The following is a 25,619-nucleotide window of genomic DNA, read 5'->3' on the forward strand; positions in this document are numbered from 1 at the left end:
CATCTTTCAATAGGATTACTTCGATGTGGCGCTCTTCTTCGCCGTTTTGCTCGTGGCTTCGGCCGCTGCCGCTTCCGCTTCCTTCGCTGCCGCCGCTGCTGCTTCTGCTTCCTTCGCTGCCGCCGCTGCTGCTTCCGCTTCCTTCACTACCGCCGCTGCTGCTTCTGCTTCCTTCGCTGCCGCTGCTGCTTCCGCTTCCTTCGCTGCCGCCGCTGCTGCTTCTGCTTCCTTCGCTGCCGCCGCTGCTGCTTCCGCTTCCTTCACTACCGCCGCTGCTGCTTCTGCTTCCTTCGCTGCCGCTGCTGCTTCCGCTTCCTTCGCTGCCGCCGCTGCTGCTTCCGCTTCCTTCACTACCGCCGCTACTGGCTTCGCAAATTCGCCAGCGCAGCAGTCGTGGACGAGGTGGTTGGCAAATTGCGCATCGGTCAAAACGCTATCACCAGGATTGAGCGTGCCGTAGCGAGCAGTCAACGCCTGAGTGGTGATATTCACTTTTACGAGTTCCATAAAGTTCTCCTGTGAGGGCCGGTCGGGCTGACCGGCCCATTTTTGGTTAAGCAGGCACCAGCTCGCCGTAGCGAGCGGCGCCTGGTTTCTCGACCGTCAGCGCCGCGCGGCGTTCAGCGCGAATCGTCACCAGGTTGTTGATGAAGTTATCACCGTCCGAGTCGGACAGGTCGATCGCGACGCCTTCACGAATCCACAACGTCGCCGCCTGCGACAGGCTACCGACCCACACGCGGCCGGCCACCATGGCATTGCTGGCGACCACAGGCAGGCCGAACAAAGTGGGCGGGACGGCCGAGCCGGGGTCGCCCAAGATGTAACGACCGGTGTCGTCTTTGCTGAGGCGCAGGGTCCACCAGTCAGCGGTATTGAGGACGATGGCCTCGGCCGGGTAGTCAGCCAGCGCGCAGTCACCGATCATCTTGCCGATCAGGTCGAAGCGGTTGTTGACCAGGCCCAAACCCGTCAGCAATGCAGCGGTATAGCCGTGAGGCGTAAAGTTGCCGGCGTTGGTCAGGCCGTTGATGTTGGGCGATGCACCGTTGCCGGAGACGATCTGGTTTTCCACGCGCAGATTGACGCCATACACCATGCGACGGTTGATATACGCCGCCATCGCCGCATTGTCCATGGCCAGCTGACGGGTAATTTTGATCCAGTGCGCGATCGTGCTGACTGGCATGGTGCCCGGCAAGAACGTGATCGAACTTTGCGGCTTGGTAGCACCTTCCGCCGTTTCTGCTGCTGCATTGGTGAACACGTTTTCGCGCACCCAATCGATCGCATTGGCCGACGTGGGGATCTTGGTCAGCAAATCTTCGATCGTGAAAACGCGGAAGGCACCTTCGACCAGGTTGGGACGGCGCTCGCTGAAAGTGTTGGCGATCACATTGGTCACCGTGTTTTTGACTTCGACGCGGGTTTTGATGCGACCATCAGCTTTGACGAAGGAATCATACCCCGCATGCTTCGTGAACTGACCACCCACGGTTTCGTCGGCTGCCGGTGCATCGTCCTGCGCGCCTGCCTTCTGCTCGATGATCAGCAGGCGATCGGCCAGTGTGCGCTGCTCGACGCCCAGCGCTTCAATGGCCGACTTGGTTTCGGTCGACGTCTTGCCCAAATCTTTCATTTCCGCTTCAGCCTTAGTGGAAATGACCCCCAGCTTGGCTTCGACCGAATCGAGCGCCTTCATGATCGCCGCGCCGTCAACTTCGCCCATGACGAACAAACCAGCCAAGCCAGCCATCACGGGGCCGTTCTGGCCCATCAGGGCAGGCACATCGACACCGAAGGCATGCGCCGCAGCCCCCATCGATGCCAGAACCAGTACCAGCACCATACGCGCGGGCACACCAAAAAATTTCGTACGATTCATATTTACCTTTCAAGTATAAAAAAAACCGCCATCAGGCGGTCGTCGTCACGGAATGCGCGTCTACTGGGCGAGTTTCTGCAGCCTGGCAAGAATCTCGTCCATTTCCTTCGCCTTGCCCTGATCGGCGGCATCCCGCGCGCCGAACAGCGTTTTGACGCGGGCGGTCAACGCTTGCGCCGCCCCTTTGCTGAAACTGCCTGCATCCCGCAAGAAGTATTCAAAATCCCTGATCGTGGCAATTTCAGCGATCTCGTCGGTGAACGACGATTTCACGCTATCGAGATTGATACGTGCAAATTTATCGGCAGGAAAAACCACAATCGACGTCTCTTTGAGCATGGCAACCTTGCGAATGAGGCGGCCGCCAGTGGTCTCATCAAAGTCACCCTTCTTCAAGCCGTATCCGATCGACAGGGAGTCGATAGTGCCGTGCTTGAGCGCCGCCTTGACTTGCTCGCCCATGACATTACCAGGCGTAAATTCACCGGTCAGCAGCAGACCATAGTCGTCTTCCTCGGCTTTGGTCCATTTGCCGATGGGCACGGAGTAGCTGTCGTGGTTGAAAAACATTTTGGGTAGGCCGTTCGCCTTCAGCGTATCGACGTAGGCGCCCTTGAGAATCGTGTCGCCATAGCTGTCGACCTGGTTAAACGCCGATGCGTAACCGGTAAAGGATGCATCGTCGGCCGCCAACTTGAACTGCACAGCCGCGAAAGCGAGTGATTTAATTTCCATGTATTAGTTCCTATTGAGCGATGTTATTGCCATTGCCGCCGGCGGCGGGCGGCGTTTTTCCAAGCATATCCAGCGGTACCAGGTTGCTCTGAGCTGTAAGCACGTCGCTGCCTGGAACGAACGGCAAACCTTCAAGCTGGCGAACCTCGGCACGGGTCGATATGCCGTTCTGCACATTCTTGGCATTGATTTCAGCGCGATCCTTGGGATTGCCGCGCAGTAGCGCATCCAGGCTCATCTCGCCAACCATAGTTACTCGCTGGCGAGGTGTCATGACGCGCTTGCGCACCGACTGCTCAATGCAGATCAGCATGGGCCGAATCGACAACGAAACCCACCCGCTATAAATCTGCTCAACCCCTGACCCCCACGCCGTCACGTTGGCGTTATGCACCAGCACCGGTGGCACATCGAACCAGCGGCAAATCTCTTCGACCGTGAACACCCTGGTAGCCAGCAGTTGCTGATCCTCTGGCGTCATCGACAACTGCTGGTATTTCATATTGGCTTCCAGCACATGCAGCCGGGCGGTGGTACCCTCGGCCATCTCGGAGAAGTTCAAACGAACCGCCTCTCTTTGCTCCTTGTTCAGAACCTTATCAACCATGAGGATGCCGGTCGGCTTTCCGCCAGCGCCGAAAAGTTTACTGGCGGCGTTTTGCGCCTTGACTGCCTCATCCATCGTGCCACGCATGAAATCCAGTTTGGCCAAGCCGGTCGTACCATTGCCGAGGTTCTTCAATACCAGCACGCTTGACTCAGCTAACACCGCAATATCGTTGCCGAAGGAGTACAAATAGACCATTGAACCGTCTTTGAGCACTTTGGCCTCTACTTGGTCGGTTGGCATTGGCCACAGCGCCACCGCTTCGCCACTTGCATCACGTTCAATCCGGGCATAGCCATTGCCCCGCAAGTCATGATTCATGATCAAAGCCCGCCAGAATTCATACGGCGTCATGCGACTATTCGGAGAATCATGCAGCAGCTGGTACAAGCGCGAGGTTCGCGCGAGCTTTTTTTCACCAGCTATCTGCTCATAGACGAAATATGGCAGGCTGGCGATCGTGGTAGCTCGGCGATCAATACATGCCCACACGGTGCTGATCTGCAGTGCCCCATCGACGCCGACATTTGCCGTATCCGGTATCAGTGCAGTGCCGGGGATACCGCTTTGCGTACCCTCGGTCTCGGCAATCGCACCAGCGCGCCCGAGCCAGCTCCGCAGCGAGCCAAAGGAGTTAAGAAAGTTCATGTGCTGATCGGGTTGTTGAGGAAATCATCGATATCTCCTGTTGAAGGGTGGGTCGTCATCGCACGGTTCAGACACATCAACAGCGAGATAACGCCGTCGATTTTGTTTTCGAGCCGCTCTTTGTTCGGGAAAATATTTTCTTTGGCGTCACGGTGGCAAACGGTATTGCTAACCATCCAGGTCAGCACCGGGTCACCGTCATGATGAAAGCGCCGCTGCAGCACCAAGGCTTCGAGCCATTTCATCGGTTCACTGAAATTTTTCACCGTCGCGCCGACCTCGATCATCGGCAAGCCTGCCGCCACCATGCGCTGGCTGAACTGGGTTGCCTGGAACGGGTCATACGGCGCTTCGATAATGCTGAACAGGTCGCGATCTTCGAGCAGATCCTCTTCAATCACCCCAAAATCTGTCACGTCCCCAGGCGTCGACACCAGCAAATTGGCCTTGGCCCATCCCTTGTACTGCGAATTCGTACCCTCTTCGACGGCTTTCTCGTTCAGCCAATAGGTGTTGAAACCGTAGTAGTGCCGCACACCGTCGATGTCGCGCCAGAAAAGCTTGGTTTTCGCCGCGATATCGACCTTGCTGGCCAGGTCATGCGCTGCGATACACTCGCTGCCGATGAACTGATCGATGCTCATGGTCGTATCGAGGCACGTATCCCAGGCTTTCATGTCCATCCAAGCACTGTCTGCGTTGACCCAAATATTGACCCGCTTGGTCAGGAACTCGTTTTGCGCCGACATCATCTTTTGCGCCTTCCGGCACGCCGCGCGCATGTCGGCCAGCTTAACGGACACACCCAGGTTCGGATTCGCCTTGCGCCATACCGCCTCGTCGGCCCAGTCGTCGCCATCATCGAGCGTAAAGATGATGCTGAAGAAGGTTTCGTCGACGGCACATTCGCCGGCCAGCTTGTAGCCCATGCCGCCGTGCGCGTGCAGCGTGGTATTCAAAATCATGCATGAGTAGCTGCGCTGCTCATAGCAAACCCCTGCCCTGTCGCTGCCTGCGGTGGTGATGGCGAAGCCCAAGGGCTGCGATCGCGCGCCGGTGGAACTGTCCACCACGTCGTACAGCCCTCGGTCCTTTTGCGCATGCAACTCGTCAGCGATAAACCCGTGGGTATTGAGGCCGTCTAGGGACTCGAAGCCGCGCGCCAGCGGCTCGAATTTACTGTTTGTTTCTGTGTTGTAGATGGACGTCTTGCTCGCCTGCAGGCCAAGCTGGCCGAAATCGGGCTCGCGCTGCATCATCGCGTGCGCCGTCGACCAAACGATCTTGGCCTGTTCCTTTTTGGTAGCGAAGCTGTACACCTGGGCTCCCGACTCGTCGTCGGCGCTGACCAGGTACAGGGCAATGCCAGCGGCCATGGTGCTCTTGGCGTTCTTGCGCGCCACCTCTTCGTACGCGCGTCTGAAGCGGCGCAAGCCGCTGCTTTTTTCCAGCCACCCGAACAGGTTCACCAGGATGAATACCTGCCAGTCCTCAAGGCGTATCTTTTGGTACGTCTTGACCTGGCCAACCCAGATTGGCTTGCCCCACTCCCCCTCAACGTGCGGCAAAAGCTGGATAAATTCGCAGATCCGCACCCCTTCGGCGTGGTCCAGCCGGTATGGCCAGTCCGTTTCTTCACGTTCCAGGTCGTCCAGGAAGCGCTGGCAGGCCGCTTTTTCCCACTTTCCAGCCACTTCATCGCCCGCTACGACGGCATTTGCGTACCGCAGAGCCCGCTCAATGAAGTCCATAGCTACCTTTTATTGAAGTTTCCCAGGCTTTTTGCACCAGGATCAGCACCAGCTGGCGCCGTTTCTGCGCCGACAATCGTCGGCGCGAACAGCGAAAGCTGCGTGGTAGCCGGGGCCAGGTTGACGCGCGACGATGGTGTGAGGCCAAAGTCGATACAGAGCTTGTAATACAGCTCGATGGCGCGGTTGCTGGCAACCAGTGCCATCGAATGCACCACGTTGCCGTTCGCCGTCAGCGAACTGAGGCCGCCGCTCTCTGGCCGGGCCTTGGCGTCGGCCGCGATCATGTCTTCGGCCTCCACATACCGGCCCCACTGCGTGCAGAGCATCGCCAGTGCGCCACGGTCGACGGCCGAGATCATTTGATACGCGGCCAGTTCGGCGCAGACACGGGTCCACTCTTTTTTTGCCTCGCCTTTGAGATGGCGCGGGCAATCTGGAGCTTCGGCAACCGGTCGAAATTCGTTCTTGTTGACTGGCCGACGCCCTGCGTTTCCATCGATCGCACGCAGCGCGCTTGGCTTAGCTTTACGTCCCATGGATACCCCCCCCTCCTAAAATAACGCGCTCGAAAAAATGTGACTATGAGCACGGTCTTCTGCAAAATCCCGTGCGACTTTTCACCCGCCCCGGCCATACCCCCCGTCCTCGGTCGCCGTTTTCCGGCTGTGGCATGGCTTGCAGAGTGGCTGCCAGTTTTTTGAATCCCAAAAGAGGATCTGGTCGCCCTTGTGCGCGACGATGTGGTCGACCTCGGTGGCCGGCACGACCCTGCCGTCCGCCTCGCAATGGCAACACAGCGGATGGCGCGACAGATACGAGGCTCTGGACTTTTGCCAAGCACGCCCGTAACCGCGCTTGCTCGACGACTCGCGCCGCGCGTCAGACTGGCTCCGCACATGCTTGGCATGGGGTTCGCAATAGCCACTGACATCGAGCAGCTGGCCGCAACCAGGTTGACGGCAGATGGACTTCGATCTCAATGCCATAGCGCCCCTTCAAAATAAAAAACCCGCACTCGGCGGGCAAACGAACAGCTACCTATAGGCACCGCTTATTCTGCGGGTCAGACGGGATCACCTCTTTCGTGGTTGATAAACTTGTGCAGGCGTCTGCACTATCGACGCCACAACCTTTACAGATTCACTGCCCAACATTTCCTTGATGACGATCACCAGGTCGAATACCATCAAGCCACTGGTAGGCCTCGGACGTAGGCGTAAAAAAACCCCGCGAGGCTTGCCGCCTGGCGAGGTTAATCTGGTCCTGCGTCTCAGAGTCGGCTTGTAAATACTGCCTTGGATACAGTTACTCCGAGAATGACCGAAATATACAGCGCTTGTCACAGGGGCGTCAAGCGATAACTAATTATTGCCAACAACTCCCTGCGAAGTGAAACTCGGCGCCAACCTCTTGAATGCGATCTCTTCCATGTCCCGCAGGTGATCCTGCATCTTCTTCGACGCGCGCTGGTAGGTCATGCGGCTGCCACCAAATGATGCGGCCAGATCGCGCACCGTAATGTCTAGCTTCTTATGGTTGGCAAACAAACGTCCAAGCATGCAGTCGATGGCCAAAGGATTCACCGTTGGGAACAATGGCCGGAACCAATCCGCCAGTCCCTTGATAGCTTCGATGCGCTCGGCCGAGAAGGCAAAGCGGCGCTTGCCATCCACATCTTCGAAATCCGTCTGCCCGTACTTCGCCTGCAACACCCACATTTCTGTCTTCGGCAACCGATGCTTTACCGCCTGCAGCACCAGCGCGCACTGGGCGCGGACCTCGTTGCCATCCAGTCCGCCGAAGTTAATTGACCCCGACACCGTGCCGCGCAGCTGCTCCAGCCAGCAACGCTGCCTGCCGTTCAATTGCACTGACTCCATCGCCTTGATCAGCGCCGCCCGCAACGGCGCGTCCTGCTTTGCCTCCTGGGCCATGATCAGGAACGACACATGCACCGCTTGCCCAACGTTTTCAAATACCGCTTCGTCCGCTTTCACTTCCATCGCCTAGCCCCTTTTCTCGTTATCAATCGCTTGCTGATCCAATGCTGCCTGCCATGCCACTTCACCCGTCCGCCTCTCATACTGCCCAGGCGTCCTATCCAGCGGTACGCCCCGATATACCGGCGTGCCCACCTCATGCCCATTCTCAGTAGCGTGGAACCCTTGCCCACCACGCATACCGCGCCGTATCGCCGCATCCACCACTTCCACACCAAATGCCTCGCGGAACGCATCGATGATCGCTGCCACCTGGGGCATTTGCTCCCGCATATTCGATTTCGTCATCGCCTCTCCCGGCCGTCTTTGGTTGTTCAACTTCGTTAACAGTGGTTAACCATCCATTAGGCAAACCCTGATACATCACAACCCGCATGAATACTTACTTTGATCATGGTTAACAGGGTTAACATGGGTAGTTACACGTGTGAGAGGTACTGCATTACCGCACTCACCTTGCAGCACCAACACCAGCACATACGCGCACACACGCGGCGCACCCTGTTAACCCTGTTAACCATGTAGAACCCGCATGGATACGAACTCTTGCGCTATCACGGTCTGCTGCAACCCGGCACAACCCTGTAATAAAATGAGTAAGCATCACAGCTCTGCCCGAATGTCGGCCAGGTCACGGAAGACCTTGCACTGTTCGCTGATCGATCCCTCGCGCCCCACCTCGGCCTGCTCGCCTTCAGCCGGCACGTACGGCACGTGAAACACCGACAGCAGCTTCCCCTTACCCGACGTCGTGAAATTGACCCACTGGCGGTTCTTCTTCAGTCGCTGCCCTATCAGCTCATTGAACTTAGTCATGGACATCGAGCGCAGACCGTACTTGCTGCTGTAGCGAGAGAACACGTTGTAGAGGTCTGTCGACAGACAGGTGCAGTAAGGCGCGGCCAGCTCGCCATTGCACCAAGCTAAATAGAACGCCTCCCAGTCCGGCCGCCCAAAGTTGATCACGCGCTCTTTCGACGGCGTCATCAACGGCTTCGTGTGCGGGGTGAATGTGCCCAATGGGTAGGTGAGCAAGAACGCATAGAACGCCTCGATTAAGCCGTCATCGAGTGCGGCCGTGATCCTGGCCAGCAGCTCAGGGGATAAAGGCTGGCGCACGTCTACCACCAAGAATCGCCGGTCTTCAGGCTCCAGCGGGATAGCCTGAAACTCGTTCGACAACATCACGCAGTTCATGTGATTGGCCTCGACTCGGTCATCCTTGAATTTCTGGCTGATGGGCGTGTCGCGGCCGGTGATCATGTGCTTGATCAGGCCGAAGTACGAATACTTGTCCTGCCTGCTCAATATCTCCTCAAACAGTACGAACAGCTTTTGCGAGCGCCACATGGTGTATGTACCTTCGAGCTGATGCTGCCCGCCTGTGGCTCCGTGGGCGCCATAGATCGGCTTGACAATTCCCTCAAAAAACAGCGACTTGCCCGTCCCCTGTTTCTCGCCGAAGAACAGCAGGCCGGTCTGCATCTTGGCGCCAGGATGCTGCAGTGGATACGCAAGCCAGTGCAACACCCAACGGAACACGTCCGGCCCGTTCACCTCGGTGGCGCAAAGGCTCCACAGCAGTTCGAGCACCAGCTGCGCCTTGGCCTCGTCTGGCCGGGGAGTCAACGGAAACCCCTCGAACAGGTTGATATGCGTATTCAGGTCGACGCGCTGCGTAGGGTCGAACACGACCTTGTCGTAGTCCTTTTCCATGTGTAAGGGATGGGACAGCCAGCGCGAGGCCAAGTCATTGCCGCGTGCCAGGGCCATAGCGTCATAAGCGATAATCGATTTCTTATCCGCATCGAATACTGTCTTGGTTCCATAGAGCAGCGTATAGCGCTCCAGCATCATGACGATGTTGTCGCCCCCCGCCACCCCGTCTTGTGATGCGACGCCGCGCACAGTCTTGGGCAATGCCCGAGGCGAGATCGTCCGGCGTACCGACGCCGAGGCCCACCCCTTGGCCACGTCCTTGCCGACCATATCGACAAATGCCGCTTTCTTCATCCGCAGCTTGTTGAGGCTGTCCCATATATCGGTCGATCCCTGCACCAGCGCGCAATGCGCCACCGCCCATTCCAGCGTGAACGCGCCTGTCTCTCCCGGCGCCGCAGTCGTTTCTAAGGGGGGCGGGGAATTGGCATGTGCTTCACCAAGGACGTCAATCGACGCGGCGACGGCTGGCGCCGGATCGGCGCCGCCTTGCATAACGAGGGGCGCGGGGGAGGCGTCGGCCACGCCCTCGGCGAACAGCACGTCCATGTCAAGGAACACCGCTGGCGCAGCGTCACCCCCAAGAGAAACGAAATCAGGCTGCTGCGCAGCAGGGGGCGTCGGGCTATCGGCTTCGGCGCTGCCATCGGCCCCTGCAACGTCAGCGGCATAGGATGCGGCCGCTGGCGCGGCAGGATGAACGGCAAGAGTAGAACTGGGCTGCTGCGCAGCAAGGATGGCAAAACCAATTTGCGCTGCGGCCGTATCAAACGATTCCTCAATAGCCAAGTCATTGAAATCGCTGATTTTGCGGCCGCCGCGATCCCTAAAAACTGGCAACACCACAGATGCGTTGCCGACTGCAGCTGCCGCAGCGCGGCAACTGGAAACGCCGGCATTCGAAAACTTCGGTGTCCGCACCGTGCCACGCGCGCGGCGCACGTCCGCAGCGATGAAGTCGACGCCCTGGGCGTCTTTCATCCATTGCGCCATGACCTCCACGATCTGGCCGTCATCGCTGCGCACCATGTGCGTCTGGCCATCAATGGCTACCGGCACCGAGACACCAAAGTCTCCCGCCAGATCGCGAACGAGGCGCTCCTGCAGCAAATAATCGTCATCAGCAAAAAACAACAGGTGCGCATCTGGATGCGCCGCCCGCAGGCGCAGCGCCACCGCCATGATATTGCCGGCGGTAAAGGCCACCTCGACAGGGAACCCTGCCGGCGCCAACATCTGTATGGTGCGGCTGGTGGCATAGCCCTCACCCACACCAATCACCGGCGCGCCGGCCAGCACGCCCAGCGTATGCGCGGCACCAATCGTATCGCTATCGAAGTTGAATTTTTTCTCGCCGGCCGGGTCGATCTTTTGCACCGCGACCATCTGTCCATCACGCATTGCAGGAACAAGCAGGAGCCCGTCATCACTGACACGAACACCCTCAGGCGTAATCTGCTTTCGTTCAAGGTACGGATGCACAACAGGCAGATGCTCAGCCTTATTCCACTGGTCACGTGCCCTATTGGCCGCCAGACGGGCCTTGTTACGGCGGTCCTCGGCATCCTTGGCTGCCGTCTCTTTTTGCTTCCGATGATACTCAGCGACATCCTCAGCAGGCATCGCCCCTACATCAGCATTTACTTTTACCTTGCCTGAATCCTGCCCTTGGTACAGCCCAAACGAACCGACGATGACGCGCCGGCCAGACTTGAGGTCGATTTCACGCAGCGAGTACCAGGCCTTCCTACCCTTGCCGTATTTGTGCAGCTTTCCATCTGTGACCAGTATGCCGTTCGGAGGACTTGGCAGGCCGCAGGCCTGCATATCGATAAGTATCTGACTAACGTCGCTCACTATTGCTGCCCATCCGTAATGCCAGGCATAGCCAAGCCATGCGGGACGCGCTGACTACCCATACGGGAAGGAATAGCTGCATAGTCAAATGAGCCCGGGCGAGCCAGCGGCGCGCGAACCATGTTCGCGGGAGACAAAGGGAGTTTCTTGCCGACATAGCGCGGCCCTGCAACCTGGCCTGCCGGCGCCACCGTGGCTTGAGTCGAGCGGCCAACAAAATCCCAGCCTTTTTGCGTCACCACGTAATCGCCTGCCTCGCGGCGCACGACATGACAACGCATCAGCGAATTGATAATTTCTCGCTCAAACGCGGTAATCGGACGCGTCCAGGTCAGTGCATTCATCCAGCCATGCAGGCCGGCACGGCCGCCCAACTGGGCGAGCTTGCGAAAAGCAATATCAGGGCGCGTTCCGGCGCGAGGGCCAAAATGCGCACTCATACTGCACCATCCTGGCCGCCATCCGGCTTGCAATAGACACGGATTGTCAACGCCATTAGCTCGGACAACCCACGCTGCAGGCCGTCGATATCAGCATCAAGGCAGGCCCTCTCACGTGGATCGATCAGTTCGTCTGCCGTCGCCTCTTCAAAGTGGGAGGCGAAGATGCCCAGGCGGACGTAAATGTCGCGGAACTTTTTTGCCAGCACTTCGTTGCCGTCGGACATATCTTCCGGCAGTTTTACGAAGGCGCCACCGCTCGATGCGGCCACAGCCTCAGCGAACAGCGTAGTGCCGGAGAACGCCTGCAGCTGCAGGGCAGTGTCCACAGTGACGCCCTGCCCTTTGCGTTCGTAGACGCGGTTTTCCAATCCGTTGCGGCTCATGCCCAGGGCGGCTGCAATTGCATCCCAACCGCCAGGAAATGCCTTAATCATTCCAAGGTACGATTTTTTAATTTTCACAACATTTCCCTCTACTTGGTGGTTGTTCTTGTCATGCGGTCAAACTACGCTTGCGACATGAAACTAAATCCTGCTCATTCCCTGCTTCGCGGATCGACACCTACAACGGAATGCTCCGGTACGGTATCGAGAATATTTGTTGACGATGGCAGCTGACGACCACCATGTCCCGAATCCATCGCGGCAAGTTCGGGCCAGATATTCATCCAATCGACTGGGCGCAGGTCTTTGCGTGACACTCGCCCTGCTGTTGCCTTTTCGATCGAAAAACAAAACTCAATTGGGACCCCTCGTACACGCCAATTCCCCAGACGTGCGGGGCTTACCCCAATTGCCTTCGCAAGAGCGGAGGACCCGTTGCATAGATGAATTGCTCTGTCTAATGGATTCATGAAAAGGATGATACACATTTTGTGTATTCACAGCAAACAATTTGTGTAACACGCTTTGTGAAGTGTTGACTATCCTGTGACCATGAATAAAAAAGCCAATATCCCTTGGGAGGTAGTCGAAAATCGACTAGCAGAACTCAAGAAAGATCAGCAGTGGTTGCGCGAGGAACTGCAGCTCTCGCCAAACGTTGTGACAAACTGGAAAAATCGCGGAGTCCCGAGTGGGAAGGCTGTAGCTGTCGCCAGGATTCTTGAGCTCAGCACAGACCAGCTCCTTGGGCTGGAAAGCTACGAAACTGTCGCCGGGGCATCTCGCGTGCAAGCTGTGGAACGAGGGGACCCCTCATATGTTCACATCAAGAAAGTAAAGCTACGATTGTCCGCCGGAGTTACTGGCTTTCAAGCCGACCCAGAATTCGATAGCGGCGGCACGGTAGCCGTCGATCCCCGCTGGATAGCGCGCAATGGCTATTCACCTGATCGCCTGATAGCGATCAAAGTACATGGACAAAGCATGGAGCCCACACTTTACGAAGAAGATCTGGTAATCCTCAATACGGCAGACAAAGCAATGATTGATGGCGTTGTGTACGCGTTCAACTACGAGGGTCAAGCTGTCGTAAAGCGCCTGTCTCGTGATGCCGGTGAATGGTGGCTTACCTCAGATAACCCAGATCAGCGCAAGTATCATCGAAAATTATGCAGGGGCGGCGATTGCATCATAGTTGGACGCGTCGTACGCAAAGAGAGCGACCATATCTAATAAGCAACGTATAAACATCGCCATCTAAAAGCTCACGCCCCCCAAAAAAACCCGCAAGTTGCGGGTTTTTTTACATCTAGCTCTTTCAATAAATCCTCTTCACGTCGCCCACAGAATACACAAGTACACAAATCAATACACGTTTTGTTTGATTGAGTACACAACTTGTGTAATACTGCATTCCATCAAAAACAGCTACCACAACGATGGGGTGATGCCGATGGGAAATTCAAACGCCTTTACTGTCACGGTCCGTATGCCTGGTCAACTGCCTTGCGATGGGCTTCCACTTTCCGCCATCGCCGTAGACGCTGCGTCCGTAATCATGGACATGATCGACCGTTTCGGCCCTTGCTTGGTTTCCGTTCGGCCACTCAAGGCGCCGCAATGAAGACCGGCGCCAAGCCGCTGGCGCACGATCAGCACCTGAGCCAGGCCCTGGCCGCGTCCGCCGCACTGGCGCGCCTACAGCACTTGGCCAAGTCCGTTCGATGCGCACCGATGGACCTGTCGTCCGACGGCGGCCGCAGTATCGACATGCTGCGCCTGCTCGACGTCATGCGTGCACGAGGCTACCGCATCGATCCGCCCGTCATGGCCGCCGCGCAGCCCAACCCGCTGCACACCATCTGGCTGATCAACATCGCCGTGCCGACAGGCGTCGGCGTCAGGCTGGGCGTGCCACTTCCACGGGTGCCAGCATGACCGCTCCGCTCGTCCACCTTGCAATCGATGTGCGCAGCGTGCTGGCCAGGCCACTCCACGAGCTGCGCGGCTTCACCCACCCGGACGGCCGCGCCATGACGCCACGCCAGGCCAAGGCAGCCCTGGTGGCGCAGTTGGCCGAAGGCCATGAGCTGCTCCCCATCGGCAACAGCACCCCTTTTGATTTCATTAAACGCGAACCGGGCCGTACCCGCCCACAACCAGGAGCCGCACATGAGTAGCGACCTAGTAATACCCACCATCGGAGGCATGAAGAAAGCCCCGGCCCGCAGCGAGAAACGCATCGTCGTCGACGAGCTGGTCAACGACCAGGTATTCGCAATCACCGACTGGGCCGACATCCGCCCCAGCTACACCAACCGCAAACGGTTCAACCAGACCGCTCTGGAGCAACTGGCCGCCAACATCAAGGAAGTTGGAATTGTCCAGCCCATCCTGATTCGCCCTGTCACGCCAACCGATGACGCGCCTCAGCATTTCGAGATCGTCGCCGGCGAGCGCCGTTGGCGCGCTGGCAACATCGCCGAGCTGCAGCGCGGTCCGACCATGATCCGCAATCTGACGGACCTGCAGGCGCGCGAGATCCAGCTGCTGGAGAACCTGCAACGCGAAGACCCGCACCCGATGGAAGAAGCCGAAGGGTTCCAGGAGCTGATGCTCAATGCCGGCTACACCGCTGATCGCTTGGTGGATAAACTGAAGAAGTCGCGCAGCCATATCTATGGTCGCTTGAAGCTGTGCGCCCTGACGACCGAGGTGCGCGAGAAATTCCTCGATAACGTGATCTCGGCGTCGACGGCGCTGCTGATCGCACGTGTGCCCGTGCCGGCGCTTCAGATCAAGGCCCTGGCCGACATTAGCGCACCATACCAAGGCACTGGCGAGCCTATGCCCTACCGCGCCGCGCTTCGCCACATCCAGGAGCGCTATACCGTCGACTTGACGCGCGCGCTATTCAAGCTCAGCGATGCCACGCTCCTGCCACTGGCCGGCGCCTGCACCAAATGCCCAAAGAAGACCGGCAATCAGCCGGAGGTATTCGGCGACATCAAAAGTGCAGACGTCTGCACAGACCCGGACTGCTACGCCGAGAAGCGCATGGCACACGATACGCTGACCATTGCTGCTGCAAGTAAAACCGGCGTTCCGGTATATGAAGGCGTCGAGGGGGAAACCATCTATCGTAAAAACACCTACGACCGTTATAGCCTGTTTGTCATGGCCAACTCTCCCCTGTGGGTGTTTGATCGCAATTCGCCTGCCACCCAAAACCAAGGCAATGCAGCGACTTACCTCGATGGCGGCCTACTGCCTGAGCCAGCGTGGTATGTAAAACACGAAGGCGGCGAAGTGACCCCGTTTTACGACAAGGCTCCAATCCAAAAATTGCTTGAAGACGCTGGCGCATGCGAAACGGTCGAAGTTCATGCGGCACGTATGGCCAATGTGCGCGCCATAGCTGAGAAGAAGGAAGCGGCAGCGAACACGCCGGCAAAACAGGCTGAAATAGCCAAGGCGCGCGCGGAAGAGGCAGCAGCCGAAAAACAGGCTGAACAGGACGAGCTCTACCGCATCGAACTGTACAGACGTCTGCGCGCTAAAGGCGCTAACGGGTTCTCACTGGCCTCGCTGCGCGAATTTACCAAGCTCGCGCTGACCACCCACGAGCTGCCGGACCAGGAACTGGACTATCCGTTTGACACGTCTACCACCGAGAGCATTCACGCGTACATCGACCAGGCCGGCCTGCCCGACGTGCAACTGCTGCTGGTCGATATGCTGCTGGGCGACTGCCTCGCAGGTGACCGGTACTTCAGCGACGATGAATACTCAACTCAGGAGGCAACCATGCACGCCATGGCTCGCCATGAGGGCATCGATCCCGATGCCGTACGCCTGCAGCTGGAAATGGACGAGATTCCATTCGAAGACGTCCAGGTACAGCAACTGGGCGACTTCATCGCCAACTCACCAGGCCGCCTGAACGATCTCACCAAGTTCATCCTCGCCGAGTGCCCGCTGATGATCAAAGCCCTTGAACAGGCTGCAAATACCCACGGCTGGTATTACGCGCCTGGTCAAGTCTGGCTGCGCGCCGACGAAACAAGCACACCTGGCGCGGCCCACGTGGTGCCGGAGCAATCCGACGACGAAGATGCCGACGACCTCGCAGATCAAATCAACTTGGCGCCGCAGGACGAAGTCGCCGCAATCGAGCGGCCTGCAGCAACTGCGGTCAACCAGCCAGAGCCAGAAACCAAGAAGCCGGCGCCGCGTTTACGCAAACCCAAAAGCCCTACGAAGCCAGCAGCATGGCCCTGGCCAACATCCGCAACCGCATTACCTACCACCGCGAAGGAAACACAATGAACAGCGAGAGCATAGCGGCCACGCCCGCACAGGAACGTATTGACGCAGTCGAAGTCCAGGAGCGCCTGTCCTGGCCAAGCGCTCCAGCCACCGGTTACTGCGACACCTGGCTGATGGTCAACGCCGGCGCACTCAATTTCAAGGCGAGTGAAGAACATCAGGTAGCAGCCATGGCCAACATTGGCCACCAGCTGCTGCAGGAGATCGCCGCATATCGGCCAGGCTTCAAATGGACGAATAGTCCGGTCGAGATTATCGGCGCACTGATCGAAGACGCCACCTTAAATGACGCGGCGCGTGACGTGATCGCCGAGCGGCGCCGGCAACAAAGTGCGCATGGCTGGACAGCCGAGCACGATGATTGGTATGAGTGGGGCGAACTTGCGATCGCTGCCTCTTGTTACGCACGGCACAGCGACCCGACCCAGACGCCAACTGCTTGGCCATGGGCCGATATCTGGTGGAAGCCAGCAACGCGACGCCTGAACTGTGTAAAGGCTTCCGCACTGCTAATGGCCGAAATTGAGCGCCTTGATCGTAAGGCAGCAGCCGCTGGCACCAACGACGAAGGGGCGGCGTAATGAAAATGTTAAGCCCCGAATTCAGGCGCACGCTGCGCAGCATGGAGAAGCACTTCGCCGCACAGGCCGACCAGCGCGAAGACAAAGCTATCGCGGCCCATCTAGCGGCCGTAACTGCATCTATCGGCGCCCCGAGCTCCCGGCGCCAAGACGGCGCTGAGCCAATGCAGTACCGCTTTCGGATTGTCATCGCGTTCGTGGTACTAGCTGGTGCCCTAGCAGGATTGTCTTGGTGGTGCCCATGACAGCGGCCAAAACCGGCACGATTGCCGCCCAGCTCCACCGTGCCGAGCTCAATTTCAACAACCTGGTCGACGTAATTGTCAGCGATCACCTGGCAGCCAGCTGTCAGTCAATCGGGCAGTATCGAAGCATGCTTATTAAATTTGCTGCACAGATCAAAACTGTATCGCTAGCAGAGAACACGAAAGGAAATGTATGAGTACCGAAGAAATGCTGGTGAAGCTGCTTGAGCGCCTGTCCAAGCCACTACCTCCACCGCTACCTGTCGAGGTTGACTTATGGGATACCAAGAACATTGGCGCCTACCTGAAGCGCTCGGTGGACACGGTACGCGACGATATCGTATGCCTTCCGTCGTTCCCCCGGCCTATTCGATTACCGACACCAGGACGCGCTCAAGCACTGTACAAGGCGCGCGAGGTAATCAAATGGGCTGAAAGTCACGTCTCATGATCCGCAACCAAAAGGCAATCACTCTTCTCCGCTCTTGCCTTTTGGTTCATCATCACCGGCTTCGGCCGAACCGCGCTGCTGGAGAAATCCTACAACGGTACCCACAATGGTAGTCGACAGCACTATGCCGGCGAGTACATCCTTATTTAAGTAAGCAAATAAGCCGGACATCGCATACCCCCCAACAATGAGGCAAAATGCCATCCAATGGATGCGTTTATTGTCTGCACGCTGAGCAACTAACGCGGACTTAGTGATCTCACGTACATGTTGCGAATCTGCCTCAAAGACACGAAGTATTCGCTCGGGGGCGTCTGGGATGACATCTCCATACTTGCGAAATATATCAGGATGTGGAATGGGGCCGTTAAAGCGCTCTGTGCGCGTCACGGTTCTACGCGCAGCAATTGGGGCAGTTCCGGGGAGGAACTCGCCCGCAATACGCTCTAAAGGATTGGTTTCAGGAACAGGCCTCAGCTCCCCGAGCGCCACTTCGGCGCTCTCTTTGTGTTGTGCAGCGGATGAGGCGCGCCTAGGGCTACCGCTTTTCGGCCTGTTTGGATACTTTTTCGACATCTCTACCGACCTCTGCGATTGAATGGTTTAGCCTTTTACCAAGGTTAATCCAAGTATCGCACATCATCTCGCTTGCATTGTTGTAAACAACAAACTTGCTATAGTTGCTGTTCGGCTGCAACGAGAATACTGTCGGAAGATTTTTAAGGAGTGAGCGTTTCATGAGTCGAATAATACACTGATTACTCAAATTTGTTGACGGAGCTGTCAACAACCCTTGATCAAATCGTACATCGTTGCGAATTCGGTGGGCGCGCGATTGAACGTACCCTAATCTATAACTAATATATGGTCAATTCTTGCAATTACAATCTTCCCGCAATGTCATCTGCAGTAGCGTTGTAGTAAATCTGCAACTGCCTAATATCTTGATGCCCAACCATCCGAGCAAGGTCCAACACAGTAAGCTTGCTTGCCAGCCTAGTGATAGCCTCATGCCGGGTGTCGTGGAACGTCAAGCCCTCAATCCCCGTAGTATCACGTGCCCTTCGGAACATCGCATCAAGCGTTGCTGGCGTTAAATCAAATCCATCTGACACCATTGCCCACAGCTCCACTGCACGCGGGGACAACGCCACCTCGCGAGGTAAGCCGTTTTTCGTCATCCGCAGCCTAGCCACGCGACCATTCACATCTTCCGTCTTCAACGAGCATATTTCCCCAGCACGCATCGCAGTCTCAATGGCAAAGAGGAAAGCTATTGCTATGCGCTGCTGCTTGGTCTTTGGGACGACACCGGCCGCCTGGTGATCCCAACCAAGAGCGATACAAATCTTTTTGATCTCTTCGGAGCTAATAAGGCGATCACGGGGCGGCTTAGCCTTTGGCCGCGCGACGTCGGCCGTAGGGCTGGCCGATATCCATTTCCACTCCTTGCGAGCGACGGAGAATACGTGCGACAGCAGGTTCATTTCTCGGGTTACCGAACCGCCCTGGACGGTCAGCAGCCGTTCATCGCGCCAAGCGGCAATATGGGTAGCATCCAAATCGCACATCTTGACGGAGCCGAGGGGCATCTCCGCAAAGAATGCCAAGCGGAACGCCTCCCATCGGTGGCCTCGCTTTAACTTAGATACCTCAAGCTCGTACTTGCGAAACGCATCGGCGCAGGTCTTCGTATTGACCACTGCTTTTTTCCCGCCAGCATTGATTCGCTGCTCAGCCTCCCAGGCCAAGGCAGCCGCCTTCGTGTCAAATGTCCCGCTGAAGCGTGTTCCGGCGACCATCACCCTGTGGCGCCATTTTTTGCCGTCTTTTGTTGGTGCTGCCATTTTTGCCAAACCCTTTGCCAATTTTTGGCAAATGGTAGCAGTATTTCACCGTTTTATACCGGACTACGCCGAAAACGCGGACGTAAAAAAACCCAGCCTCTCCCTATGAAAACGGGTTAATCTGGGTTTTTCCGTACTACCACTTACGAATACTTGGTGCCGTTGGCCGGAATCGAACTGGCGACCTTCACATTACGAATGTGCTGCTCTACCAACTGAGCTACAACGGCGAAGACCCACATTCTACAAACAATGCACAAAATTTGCTAGTGTCAACGCGAACTTTTTTGCATTTTTTTAGCGGCCCGGCTGCGGGCCGCTGAAAATCGTGGGAAAGTGCCGTTTTTTTACTCAGCGTGATAGGCCGTGACGCGGGCCACTTCGTCTTTCGAGCCGAGGAAGACGGGCACGCGCTGGTGCAGCTTGTGCGGAGCGATGTCCATGATGCGCTGCTGGCCGTCGGTGGCGGCGCCGCCGGCCTGCTCGACGATGAAGGCCATCGGGTTCGCTTCGTACATCAGGCGCAGCTTGCCCGGCATCGACGTGTCGCGCAGGTCGGCCGGATACATGAAGATGCCGCCGCGGTTCAGGATGCGGTGCACGTCGGCCACCATCGAGGCGATCCAGCGCATGTTGAAGTTGGTGCCGCGCGGACCCGTGTCGCCGGCCAGCAGTTCGTCGACATAGCGTTTCACGGGCGGATGCCAGTGGCGCGCGTTCGACATATTGATGGCGAATTCCTTCGTCGTCGGCGGAATCTGCATATTGCTTTGCGTGAGGACCCACGAACCCATCTCGCGGTCCAGGGTAAAGCAGTTCACGCCATTGCCGAAGGTCAGCACCAGCATGGTTTGCGGGCCGTACACGGCGTAGCCGGCCGCCACTTGCTTGGCGCCTGCCTGCATGAAATCCTTCTCCGTCGGCTCGCCCATGCCTTCCGGCGCTTTCAGCACGGAGAAGATGGTGCCGATGGAGACGTTGACGTCGATGTTCGACGAGCCATCCAACGGGTCGAACAGCAGCATGTATTCGCCCTTCGGATAGCGGTTCGGGATCGGGTGGATCGACTCCATCTCTTCCGACGCCATGGCCGCCAGGTGGCCGCCCCATTCATTCGCTTCCAGCAGGATCTCGTTGGAGATGATGTCGAGCTTTTTCTGCACTTCGCCCTGCACGTTTTCCGTGTCGGCCGTGCCCAGCACTTCACCGAGCGCGCCCTTGCTGACGGCATGGCTGATGGTCTTGCAGGCGCGCGCGACGACTTCGATCAGCAGGCGCAGTTCGGCCGGAATGCTGTTGTTCGAGCGCTGCTCTTCAACCAGGTATTGCGTAAGACTGATGCGTTTCATGAATTCCCTTAGTTAGTTTTAAATATGTCTCGTTCGGTGCCTGTCGGCTTACGCGCCGCTGGCGCTAAGCCGACCTACAAATAATGAATCCCGTTGCATACGTAGGTCGGATTAGCCCGCAGGGCGTCATCCGACGTGCAATCAATTGGCCAGCGCCTTGCTGACCACTTCCATCACGTCGTTCGACAAGCTGGCCTGGCCGGCGACTTTTTCCAGCGCGTCGCGCATGGGGCTTTGCAGCGCGGGCACGTAACGGCGCCAGCGGTCCATCGAGCGCGCCAGGCGGGCCGCCACTTGCGGGTTCAGGGCGTCGAGGGCGATGACCTGCTCGGCCCAGAAGGCGTAGCCGCTGCCGTCTTGCGCATGGAACTGCGATGGATTGCCGTTGGTGAAATTGAAGATCAGGCTGCGCGCGCGGTTCGGATTTTTCAGGGTGAAGGCCGGATGCGTCATCAGCTGGCGCACGGCTTGCACGTCGGTCGTGGGCGCGGCGGCCTGCATGGCGAACCACTTGTCGACCACCAGCGCCTCGTTCTCGAAGTCGGTATAGAAACTGGTCAGGGCCGCCTGCGCATGCGGCTGCGAGCCGGAATGAATCAGCGCCGCCAGCGCCGCGGCGCGGTCCGTCATGTTGCCGGCATTGTCGAACTGCAGACGCGCCAGGTCCAGCTCTTGCGCGCCTGGCGCGATCAGCAGATACGACAGGGCCAGGTTCTTCAGCGCGCGCTTGCCGGCCGACAGGGCGTCGGGGCTGTACTCGCCCGGCGTCTGGTTGGCGTGGTACTGCGCCAGCAGTTCCGGCTTCAGGGCCGCGGCAATCGTGCGGCGCATGAACTGGCGCGCCGCGTGGATCGCTTGCGGGTCGACTTGCGCCATGCGCTCGGCGATGATGGTTTCCGACGGCAGGATCAGGGCCAGCTCGCGGAAGGCGGGATCGAGCGTGTCGTCGGCCAGCAAGGCGCGCTGCGCTGCGATGAAGGTGTCGTCCAGCGCCAGGGTCTCGCCGGCGGCAACGGCGGCCGTCAGTTTCAGCAGGCGCTCCATGGCCAGGCGTTGGCCCGCTTCCCAGCGGTTCACGGGGTCGCTGTCGTGGCGGAACAAGTGCAGCAACTCGGCGTCCGTATAGCCGTATTCGAGCACCACGGGCGCGGAAAAGTCGCGCAGCAGCGACGGCACGGGCACTTCCATCACGTCCGTGAAGCGGAAAGTCTGCGACGCCTGCGTCAATTCCAGCACGACGCTGGTGGCGCCATGGGCTGCCACGCCATCGACGTGCAGCGGCATATCGCGGCCATCGGCAGCCAGCAAGCCGACGGTGACGGGAATGTGGAACGGCAGTTTTTTCGGCTGGCCCGGCGTGGCGGGGCAGCTTTGCGCCAGGGTCAGCTCGAACGTCCGGCTGGCCGCATCGTAGCGCGTGGAAGCGCTGACGATGGGCGTGCCGGCCTGGCTATACCAGCGTTCGAATTGCGTGAAGTCGCGGCCATTCGCGTCGGCCATGGCGGCGCGGAAGTCGTCGCACTGGACGGCCTGGCCATCGTGGCGTTCAAAATACAGGTCCATGCCCTTGCGGAAGCCATCGCGGCCCACGAGGGTCTGGTACATGCGCACCACTTCGGCGCCTTTTTCATAGATAGTAACGGTATAAAAGTTATTGATCTCGACAAAGGAGTCGGGACGCACGGGATGGGCCATCGGACCCGCGTCTTCAGGGAACTGCGCCTGGCGCAGGGTGCGCACCTGGTCGATGCGCGTGACGGCGCGGCCCGTGTCCGTGCCGATCATGTCGGCCGAGAATTCCTGGTCGCGGAAGACCGTCAAGCCTTCCTTCAGCGACAGCTGGAACCAGTCGCGGCACGTCACGCGATTACCGGTCCAGTTGTGGAAGTATTCATGGCCCACCACCGCTTCGATGCCCGCGTAATCGACGTCGGTCGCCACGCGCGAATTGGCCAGCACGTACTTGGTGTTGAAGATGTTCAAGCCCTTGTTTTCCATGGCGCCCATGTTGAAGTCGCCCACGGCGACGATCATGAAGCGGTCCAGGTCCAGTTCCAGGCCGAAGCGTTCCTCGTCCCAGCGGATCGAATTTTTCAGCGACTGCATGGCGTAGTCGGTCTTATCGAGGTTGCCCTCTTCCACCCACACTTGCAGCAGCACTTCGCGGCCCGACTTCAAGGTGTAGCGCTCTTCCTGGCACACCAGGCGCGCGGCGACGAGCGCGAACAGGTACGATGGCTTCTTGAACGGGTCTTCCCACTTGGCGTAATGGCGGCCGTCGCCCAGGTCGCCCTCTTCGATCAGGTTGCCGTTCGATAGCAGCACCGGATATTGTTCCTTGTCGGCGCGCAGCATGACCGTGTACTTGGCCATCACGTCCGGGCGGTCCGGGAAGAAGGTGATGCGGCGGAAGCCTTCCGCTTCGCACTGCGTGAAGAAATTATGGTTCGATACGTACAGGCCCGACAGCGAGGTATTGTCCTGCGGCGCCAGCACGGTCTCGATATCGAGCAGCACCTCGTCCGGTGCCTTGGGGATGGTCAGCATGCCGGCCGTCAGCTTGTACTGCGACGGTTTCAGCACCTTGCCATTCAGGCGCACCATCACCAGTTCGATGTGTTCGCCGTGCAATTCGATGCTGCGGCTGGTACTGGCCCGGTTGTGGCGCATGCGGATCCGGCTCGCCACCACTGTGCGGGCGGGATCAAGATCGAAACCAAGTTCGACGCTGTCGACCAGGAAGCTGGGCGGCGTGTAATCTTTGCGGTAAATCGTCTGAGGGCTGTCTGTGCGCATAGGGATTTGGGTGGGAGCGGAGGCAAAAGCCTATTTTACCAACACCAGCCCCCGATAGTCGCGATTCGGCTCAGGAATGTTGGATTCCCTTACAGGCCGACATGCTCCGTAACATTCTGTAATAATGAATAGAAACAAATAGAACTATTCTTATAATACTAAGCGATGAATTGTGTCTACTATCAGGAGGTCATGCAATGAAACGTTATCTCACCATCATGATGGCCGCATTGACCGTGTTGCTGACCGGATGCGCCACCACCATACGCAGCGATGTGACCGTCTTCCATGAATGGCCTGCGCAATTGCAGGACAAATCATATGTATTCGAAGCGCCAGTGGCGGAAAACGATACGCTGGAATACCGCAGCTACCAGAACCTGGTGCGCGCGGAACTGGCAAAACACGGCTTCGGCGAAGCTTCCGGCCCTGCGGCAGCCAATTTGCGCGTAGCAATGGATTTCTCCACCGTCGATTATCCTGAGCGCGTGCTGCAGACCACGGACCCATTCTGGTATGGCCCCGGCTACTGGCCTGGCCGCTATGGCTACCGCTACGGCGCATGGCCAGGCTATGGCCGCTTCGGCTACAACCCCTACTGGTATGGCCCGCTGGACGTGGAAGAAAGCGTGCGCCACAAATACGAACGCGAATTGCGCATCACGATCAACGACCGCAACGGCAAGAAACTGTACGACGTGACCGTGCAATCGACCAGCAACAAGCGCGCCACGTCGCAAGTGATGCCGGCCATGGTGGCCAGCGCCTTTGCCGATTTCCCCGGCCAGAGCGGCGTGCCCCGTAAAGTCGAAGTCAAGATAGAGTAATGACGCGGCAATACAAAAAACCGGCTGGCGCAGCAATGCGCCAGCCGGTTTTTTTTCACCTAAGAATAATACGCCTCGGCGGCAAAAGTCAGTGCGCCGATCAGGGCCACGGCCAACAACAGCACGATCAGCAGGCGGCCGAACTTCGGTGTGCCATCACTGCCGCCGCTCATGGCACGATGACGGTCGAACCGGTCGTCTTGCGCGCTTCCAGGTCCGTGTGCGCCTGGGCGATATGGGCCAGGCTGTAGCGCTGGTTGATCTCGATCTGCACTTCGCCGCTGCTGACGACGCCGAACAGCGAGGTGGCCATCTCTTCCAGGTTGGCGCGGTTCGAGGCATAGCTGAACAGGGCCGGACGCGTGAGGAACAGCGAACCGCGCGAGGCCAGCTCGCTCAGCGTAAACGCCGGCACGGGGCCAGACGCGTTGCCGAAGCTGACCATCATGCCCAGCGGCGCCAGGCAGTCGAGCGAGCCGATGAACGTATCCTTGCCGATGGAATCGTAGACGACGGAGACACCCTTGCCGCCCGTGATCTCGCGCACGCGCTCGACGAAGTTTTCCGTGTTGTAGTTGATGACGTGTGCCGCGCCATGCGCCTTGGCCAGCGCCACCTTGTCATCGGAACCGGCCGTGCCGATCAGGTTCACGCCCAGCACTTTCGCCCACTGGCAGGCGATCAGGCCCACGCCGCCCGCGGCCGCGTGGAACAGGATGGTGTCGCCCGCCTTCAGGGCCACCGTGCGGTGGAACAGGTATTGCACCGTCAAGCCTTGCAGCATCATGGCGGCCGCCGTATCGAAAGCGATGCGCTCGGGCAGTACCAGCAGCAGGGCCGCCGGCAGGTTGCGCTGCTGCGCATACGCGCCATTGATGCGCGCCGCATACGCCACCCGGTCGCCGACCTTCACTTCCGTGACGCCCTCGCCCACCGCCTCGACGATGCCCGCGCCCTCGACGCCGAGACCATTGGGCAGCGGCTGCGGGTACAGGCCCGTGCGGAAATACACGTCGATGAAGTTGAGGCCGATGGCCTCGTGTTTCACGCGCGCCTCACCGGGACCGGGCGGCGGCAGTTCCACGTCCACGTATTCCATCACTTCCGGGCCGCCCGTGCGCTGCACGCGGATGGCCTTGGTGGTAATCGTTGCGCTCATGCTA

Annotated in this window: 26 protein-coding genes and 1 tRNA gene; 8 read left to right on the forward strand and 19 right to left on the reverse strand. The window is 58.4% G+C overall.

From position 1 onward, the window contains the following. Positions 1-15 precede the first annotated feature (15 nt). From BLU39_RS28615 to BLU39_RS13900, 13 genes are all read right to left on the reverse strand, one after another. Positions 16-507 (reverse strand): hypothetical protein, encoded by a 492-nt coding sequence (locus tag BLU39_RS28615; RefSeq protein ID WP_175539297.1) that lies wholly within the window; start codon positions 505-507, stop codon positions 16-18. Between the two features lie 46 nt (positions 508-553). Next, entirely contained in the window at positions 554-1,885 is a 1,332-nt protein-coding gene (locus BLU39_RS13845) for a phage major capsid protein (protein ID WP_092713889.1), read from the reverse strand. A 60-nt stretch (positions 1,886-1,945) separates the two neighbouring features. After that, the gene (locus BLU39_RS13850; protein WP_092713891.1) at positions 1,946-2,620 is read right to left on the reverse strand and encodes an HK97 family phage prohead protease; all 675 of its coding nucleotides are present in this window, start codon (positions 2,618-2,620) and stop codon (positions 1,946-1,948) included. Positions 2,621-2,630: 10 nt separating this feature from the next. Continuing rightward, positions 2,631-3,875: a phage portal protein gene (locus tag BLU39_RS13855; RefSeq protein ID WP_092713893.1), complete on the reverse strand. Its 1,245-nt coding sequence runs from the start codon at positions 3,873-3,875 to the stop codon at positions 2,631-2,633. Next, positions 3,872-5,626, reverse strand: coding sequence for a terminase large subunit (locus tag BLU39_RS13860; protein WP_092713895.1), 1,755 nt, complete (start codon positions 5,624-5,626; stop codon positions 3,872-3,874). Before BLU39_RS13860 ends, BLU39_RS13855 begins: the two co-directional genes overlap by 4 nt. 2 nt (positions 5,627-5,628) lie before the next feature. Next, the gene (locus BLU39_RS13865; protein WP_080753563.1) at positions 5,629-6,165 is read right to left on the reverse strand and encodes a phage terminase small subunit P27 family; all 537 of its coding nucleotides are present in this window, start codon (positions 6,163-6,165) and stop codon (positions 5,629-5,631) included. An 81-nt stretch (positions 6,166-6,246) separates the two neighbouring features. Beyond that, positions 6,247-6,615, reverse strand: coding sequence for an HNH endonuclease (locus BLU39_RS13870; RefSeq protein WP_092713897.1), 369 nt, complete (start codon positions 6,613-6,615; stop codon positions 6,247-6,249). Between the two features lie 375 nt (positions 6,616-6,990). Beyond that, positions 6,991-7,632 (reverse strand): hypothetical protein, encoded by a 642-nt coding sequence (locus tag BLU39_RS13875; protein ID WP_092713899.1) that lies wholly within the window; start codon positions 7,630-7,632, stop codon positions 6,991-6,993. Between the two features lie 3 nt (positions 7,633-7,635). After that, positions 7,636-7,917, reverse strand: coding sequence for a hypothetical protein (locus BLU39_RS13880; protein WP_092713901.1), 282 nt, complete (start codon positions 7,915-7,917; stop codon positions 7,636-7,638). A 315-nt stretch (positions 7,918-8,232) separates the two neighbouring features. After that, positions 8,233-11,205: a DUF5906 domain-containing protein gene (locus BLU39_RS13885; protein WP_092713903.1), complete on the reverse strand. Its 2,973-nt coding sequence runs from the start codon at positions 11,203-11,205 to the stop codon at positions 8,233-8,235. Continuing rightward, positions 11,205-11,645 carry a hypothetical protein gene (locus tag BLU39_RS13890; protein ID WP_092713905.1) on the reverse strand — a complete coding sequence of 147 codons (441 nt, stop codon included), beginning with the start codon at positions 11,643-11,645 and terminating at the stop codon, positions 11,205-11,207. Before BLU39_RS13890 ends, BLU39_RS13885 begins: the two co-directional genes overlap by 1 nt. After that, positions 11,642-12,109: a YmfL family putative regulatory protein gene (locus tag BLU39_RS13895; protein ID WP_092713907.1), complete on the reverse strand. Its 468-nt coding sequence runs from the start codon at positions 12,107-12,109 to the stop codon at positions 11,642-11,644. The genes BLU39_RS13890 and BLU39_RS13895 overlap by 4 nt, the downstream gene beginning before the upstream one ends. A 74-nt stretch (positions 12,110-12,183) precedes the next feature. After that, entirely contained in the window at positions 12,184-12,519 is a 336-nt protein-coding gene (locus BLU39_RS13900; RefSeq protein WP_368087025.1) for a transcriptional regulator, read from the reverse strand. 64 nt (positions 12,520-12,583) lie between these two features. Here BLU39_RS13900 and BLU39_RS13905 point away from each other — a divergent pair, with 64 nt between their 5' ends. The 7 genes from BLU39_RS13905 to BLU39_RS28185 all read left to right on the forward strand — a co-directional run bounded on the left by BLU39_RS13905 (position 12,584) and on the right by BLU39_RS28185 (position 17,637). Then, positions 12,584-13,264 (forward strand): S24 family peptidase, encoded by a 681-nt coding sequence (locus BLU39_RS13905; RefSeq protein WP_092714199.1) that lies wholly within the window; start codon positions 12,584-12,586, stop codon positions 13,262-13,264. 387 nt (positions 13,265-13,651) lie between these two features. Next, positions 13,652-13,969 carry a hypothetical protein gene (locus BLU39_RS13910; protein ID WP_092713909.1) on the forward strand — a complete coding sequence of 106 codons (318 nt, stop codon included), beginning with the start codon at positions 13,652-13,654 and terminating at the stop codon, positions 13,967-13,969. After that, positions 13,966-14,211 (forward strand): hypothetical protein, encoded by a 246-nt coding sequence (locus BLU39_RS28620; protein ID WP_175539298.1) that lies wholly within the window; start codon positions 13,966-13,968, stop codon positions 14,209-14,211. Before BLU39_RS13910 ends, BLU39_RS28620 begins: the two co-directional genes overlap by 4 nt. Beyond that, on the forward strand, positions 14,204-16,360 hold the full coding sequence (locus BLU39_RS13915) for a ParB/RepB/Spo0J family partition protein (RefSeq protein ID WP_175539299.1): 2,157 nt from the start codon (positions 14,204-14,206) through the stop codon (positions 16,358-16,360). Before BLU39_RS28620 ends, BLU39_RS13915 begins: the two co-directional genes overlap by 8 nt. Beyond that, positions 16,357-16,941, forward strand: a complete 585-nt coding sequence (locus tag BLU39_RS13920; protein ID WP_092713913.1) for a hypothetical protein — start codon at positions 16,357-16,359, stop codon at positions 16,939-16,941. Before BLU39_RS13915 ends, BLU39_RS13920 begins: the two co-directional genes overlap by 4 nt. A 241-nt stretch (positions 16,942-17,182) precedes the next feature. Then, positions 17,183-17,383, forward strand: a complete 201-nt coding sequence (locus tag BLU39_RS13930; protein WP_092713917.1) for a hypothetical protein — start codon at positions 17,183-17,185, stop codon at positions 17,381-17,383. After that, complete coding sequence (locus BLU39_RS28185) at positions 17,380-17,637, forward strand: hypothetical protein (protein ID WP_139178275.1); 258 nt, start codon at positions 17,380-17,382, stop codon at positions 17,635-17,637. The genes BLU39_RS13930 and BLU39_RS28185 overlap by 4 nt, the downstream gene beginning before the upstream one ends. An 18-nt stretch (positions 17,638-17,655) precedes the next feature. Here the strand turns inward: BLU39_RS28185 and BLU39_RS13935 are convergent, their stop codons facing one another. The 5 genes from BLU39_RS13935 to pepN form a co-directional block, all read right to left on the reverse strand. Further along, positions 17,656-18,213: a DUF2335 domain-containing protein gene (locus BLU39_RS13935; RefSeq protein ID WP_092713919.1), complete on the reverse strand. Its 558-nt coding sequence runs from the start codon at positions 18,211-18,213 to the stop codon at positions 17,656-17,658. Positions 18,214-18,518: 305 nt separating this feature from the next. Continuing rightward, positions 18,519-19,484: a tyrosine-type recombinase/integrase gene (locus tag BLU39_RS13940; protein ID WP_092713921.1), complete on the reverse strand. Its 966-nt coding sequence runs from the start codon at positions 19,482-19,484 to the stop codon at positions 18,519-18,521. A gap of 154 nt (positions 19,485-19,638) precedes the next feature. Next, positions 19,639-19,714, reverse strand: a tRNA-Thr gene (locus BLU39_RS13945). Positions 19,715-19,831: 117 nt separating this feature from the next. After that, positions 19,832-20,833, reverse strand: coding sequence for a class 1 fructose-bisphosphatase (locus BLU39_RS13950; protein WP_092713923.1), 1,002 nt, complete (start codon positions 20,831-20,833; stop codon positions 19,832-19,834). Between the two features lie 141 nt (positions 20,834-20,974). Continuing rightward, on the reverse strand, positions 20,975-23,629 hold the full coding sequence (gene pepN / locus BLU39_RS13955; protein ID WP_092713925.1) for an aminopeptidase N: 2,655 nt from the start codon (positions 23,627-23,629) through the stop codon (positions 20,975-20,977). 197 nt (positions 23,630-23,826) lie between these two features. On the opposite strand from pepN, the gene BLU39_RS13960 reads away from it, so the two are divergent. After that, positions 23,827-24,456, forward strand: coding sequence for a DUF4136 domain-containing protein (locus BLU39_RS13960; RefSeq protein ID WP_092713927.1), 630 nt, complete (start codon positions 23,827-23,829; stop codon positions 24,454-24,456). A gap of 169 nt (positions 24,457-24,625) precedes the next feature. Here BLU39_RS13960 and BLU39_RS13965 read toward each other — a convergent pair whose 3' ends face one another. Next, positions 24,626-25,615, reverse strand: a complete 990-nt coding sequence (locus tag BLU39_RS13965; protein ID WP_092713929.1) for a quinone oxidoreductase family protein — start codon at positions 25,613-25,615, stop codon at positions 24,626-24,628. Positions 25,616-25,619 lie beyond the last annotated feature (4 nt).

Source organism: Janthinobacterium sp. OK676 (assembly GCF_900103595.1).
Classification (GTDB): Bacteria; Pseudomonadota; Gammaproteobacteria; order Burkholderiales; family Burkholderiaceae_D; genus Janthinobacterium.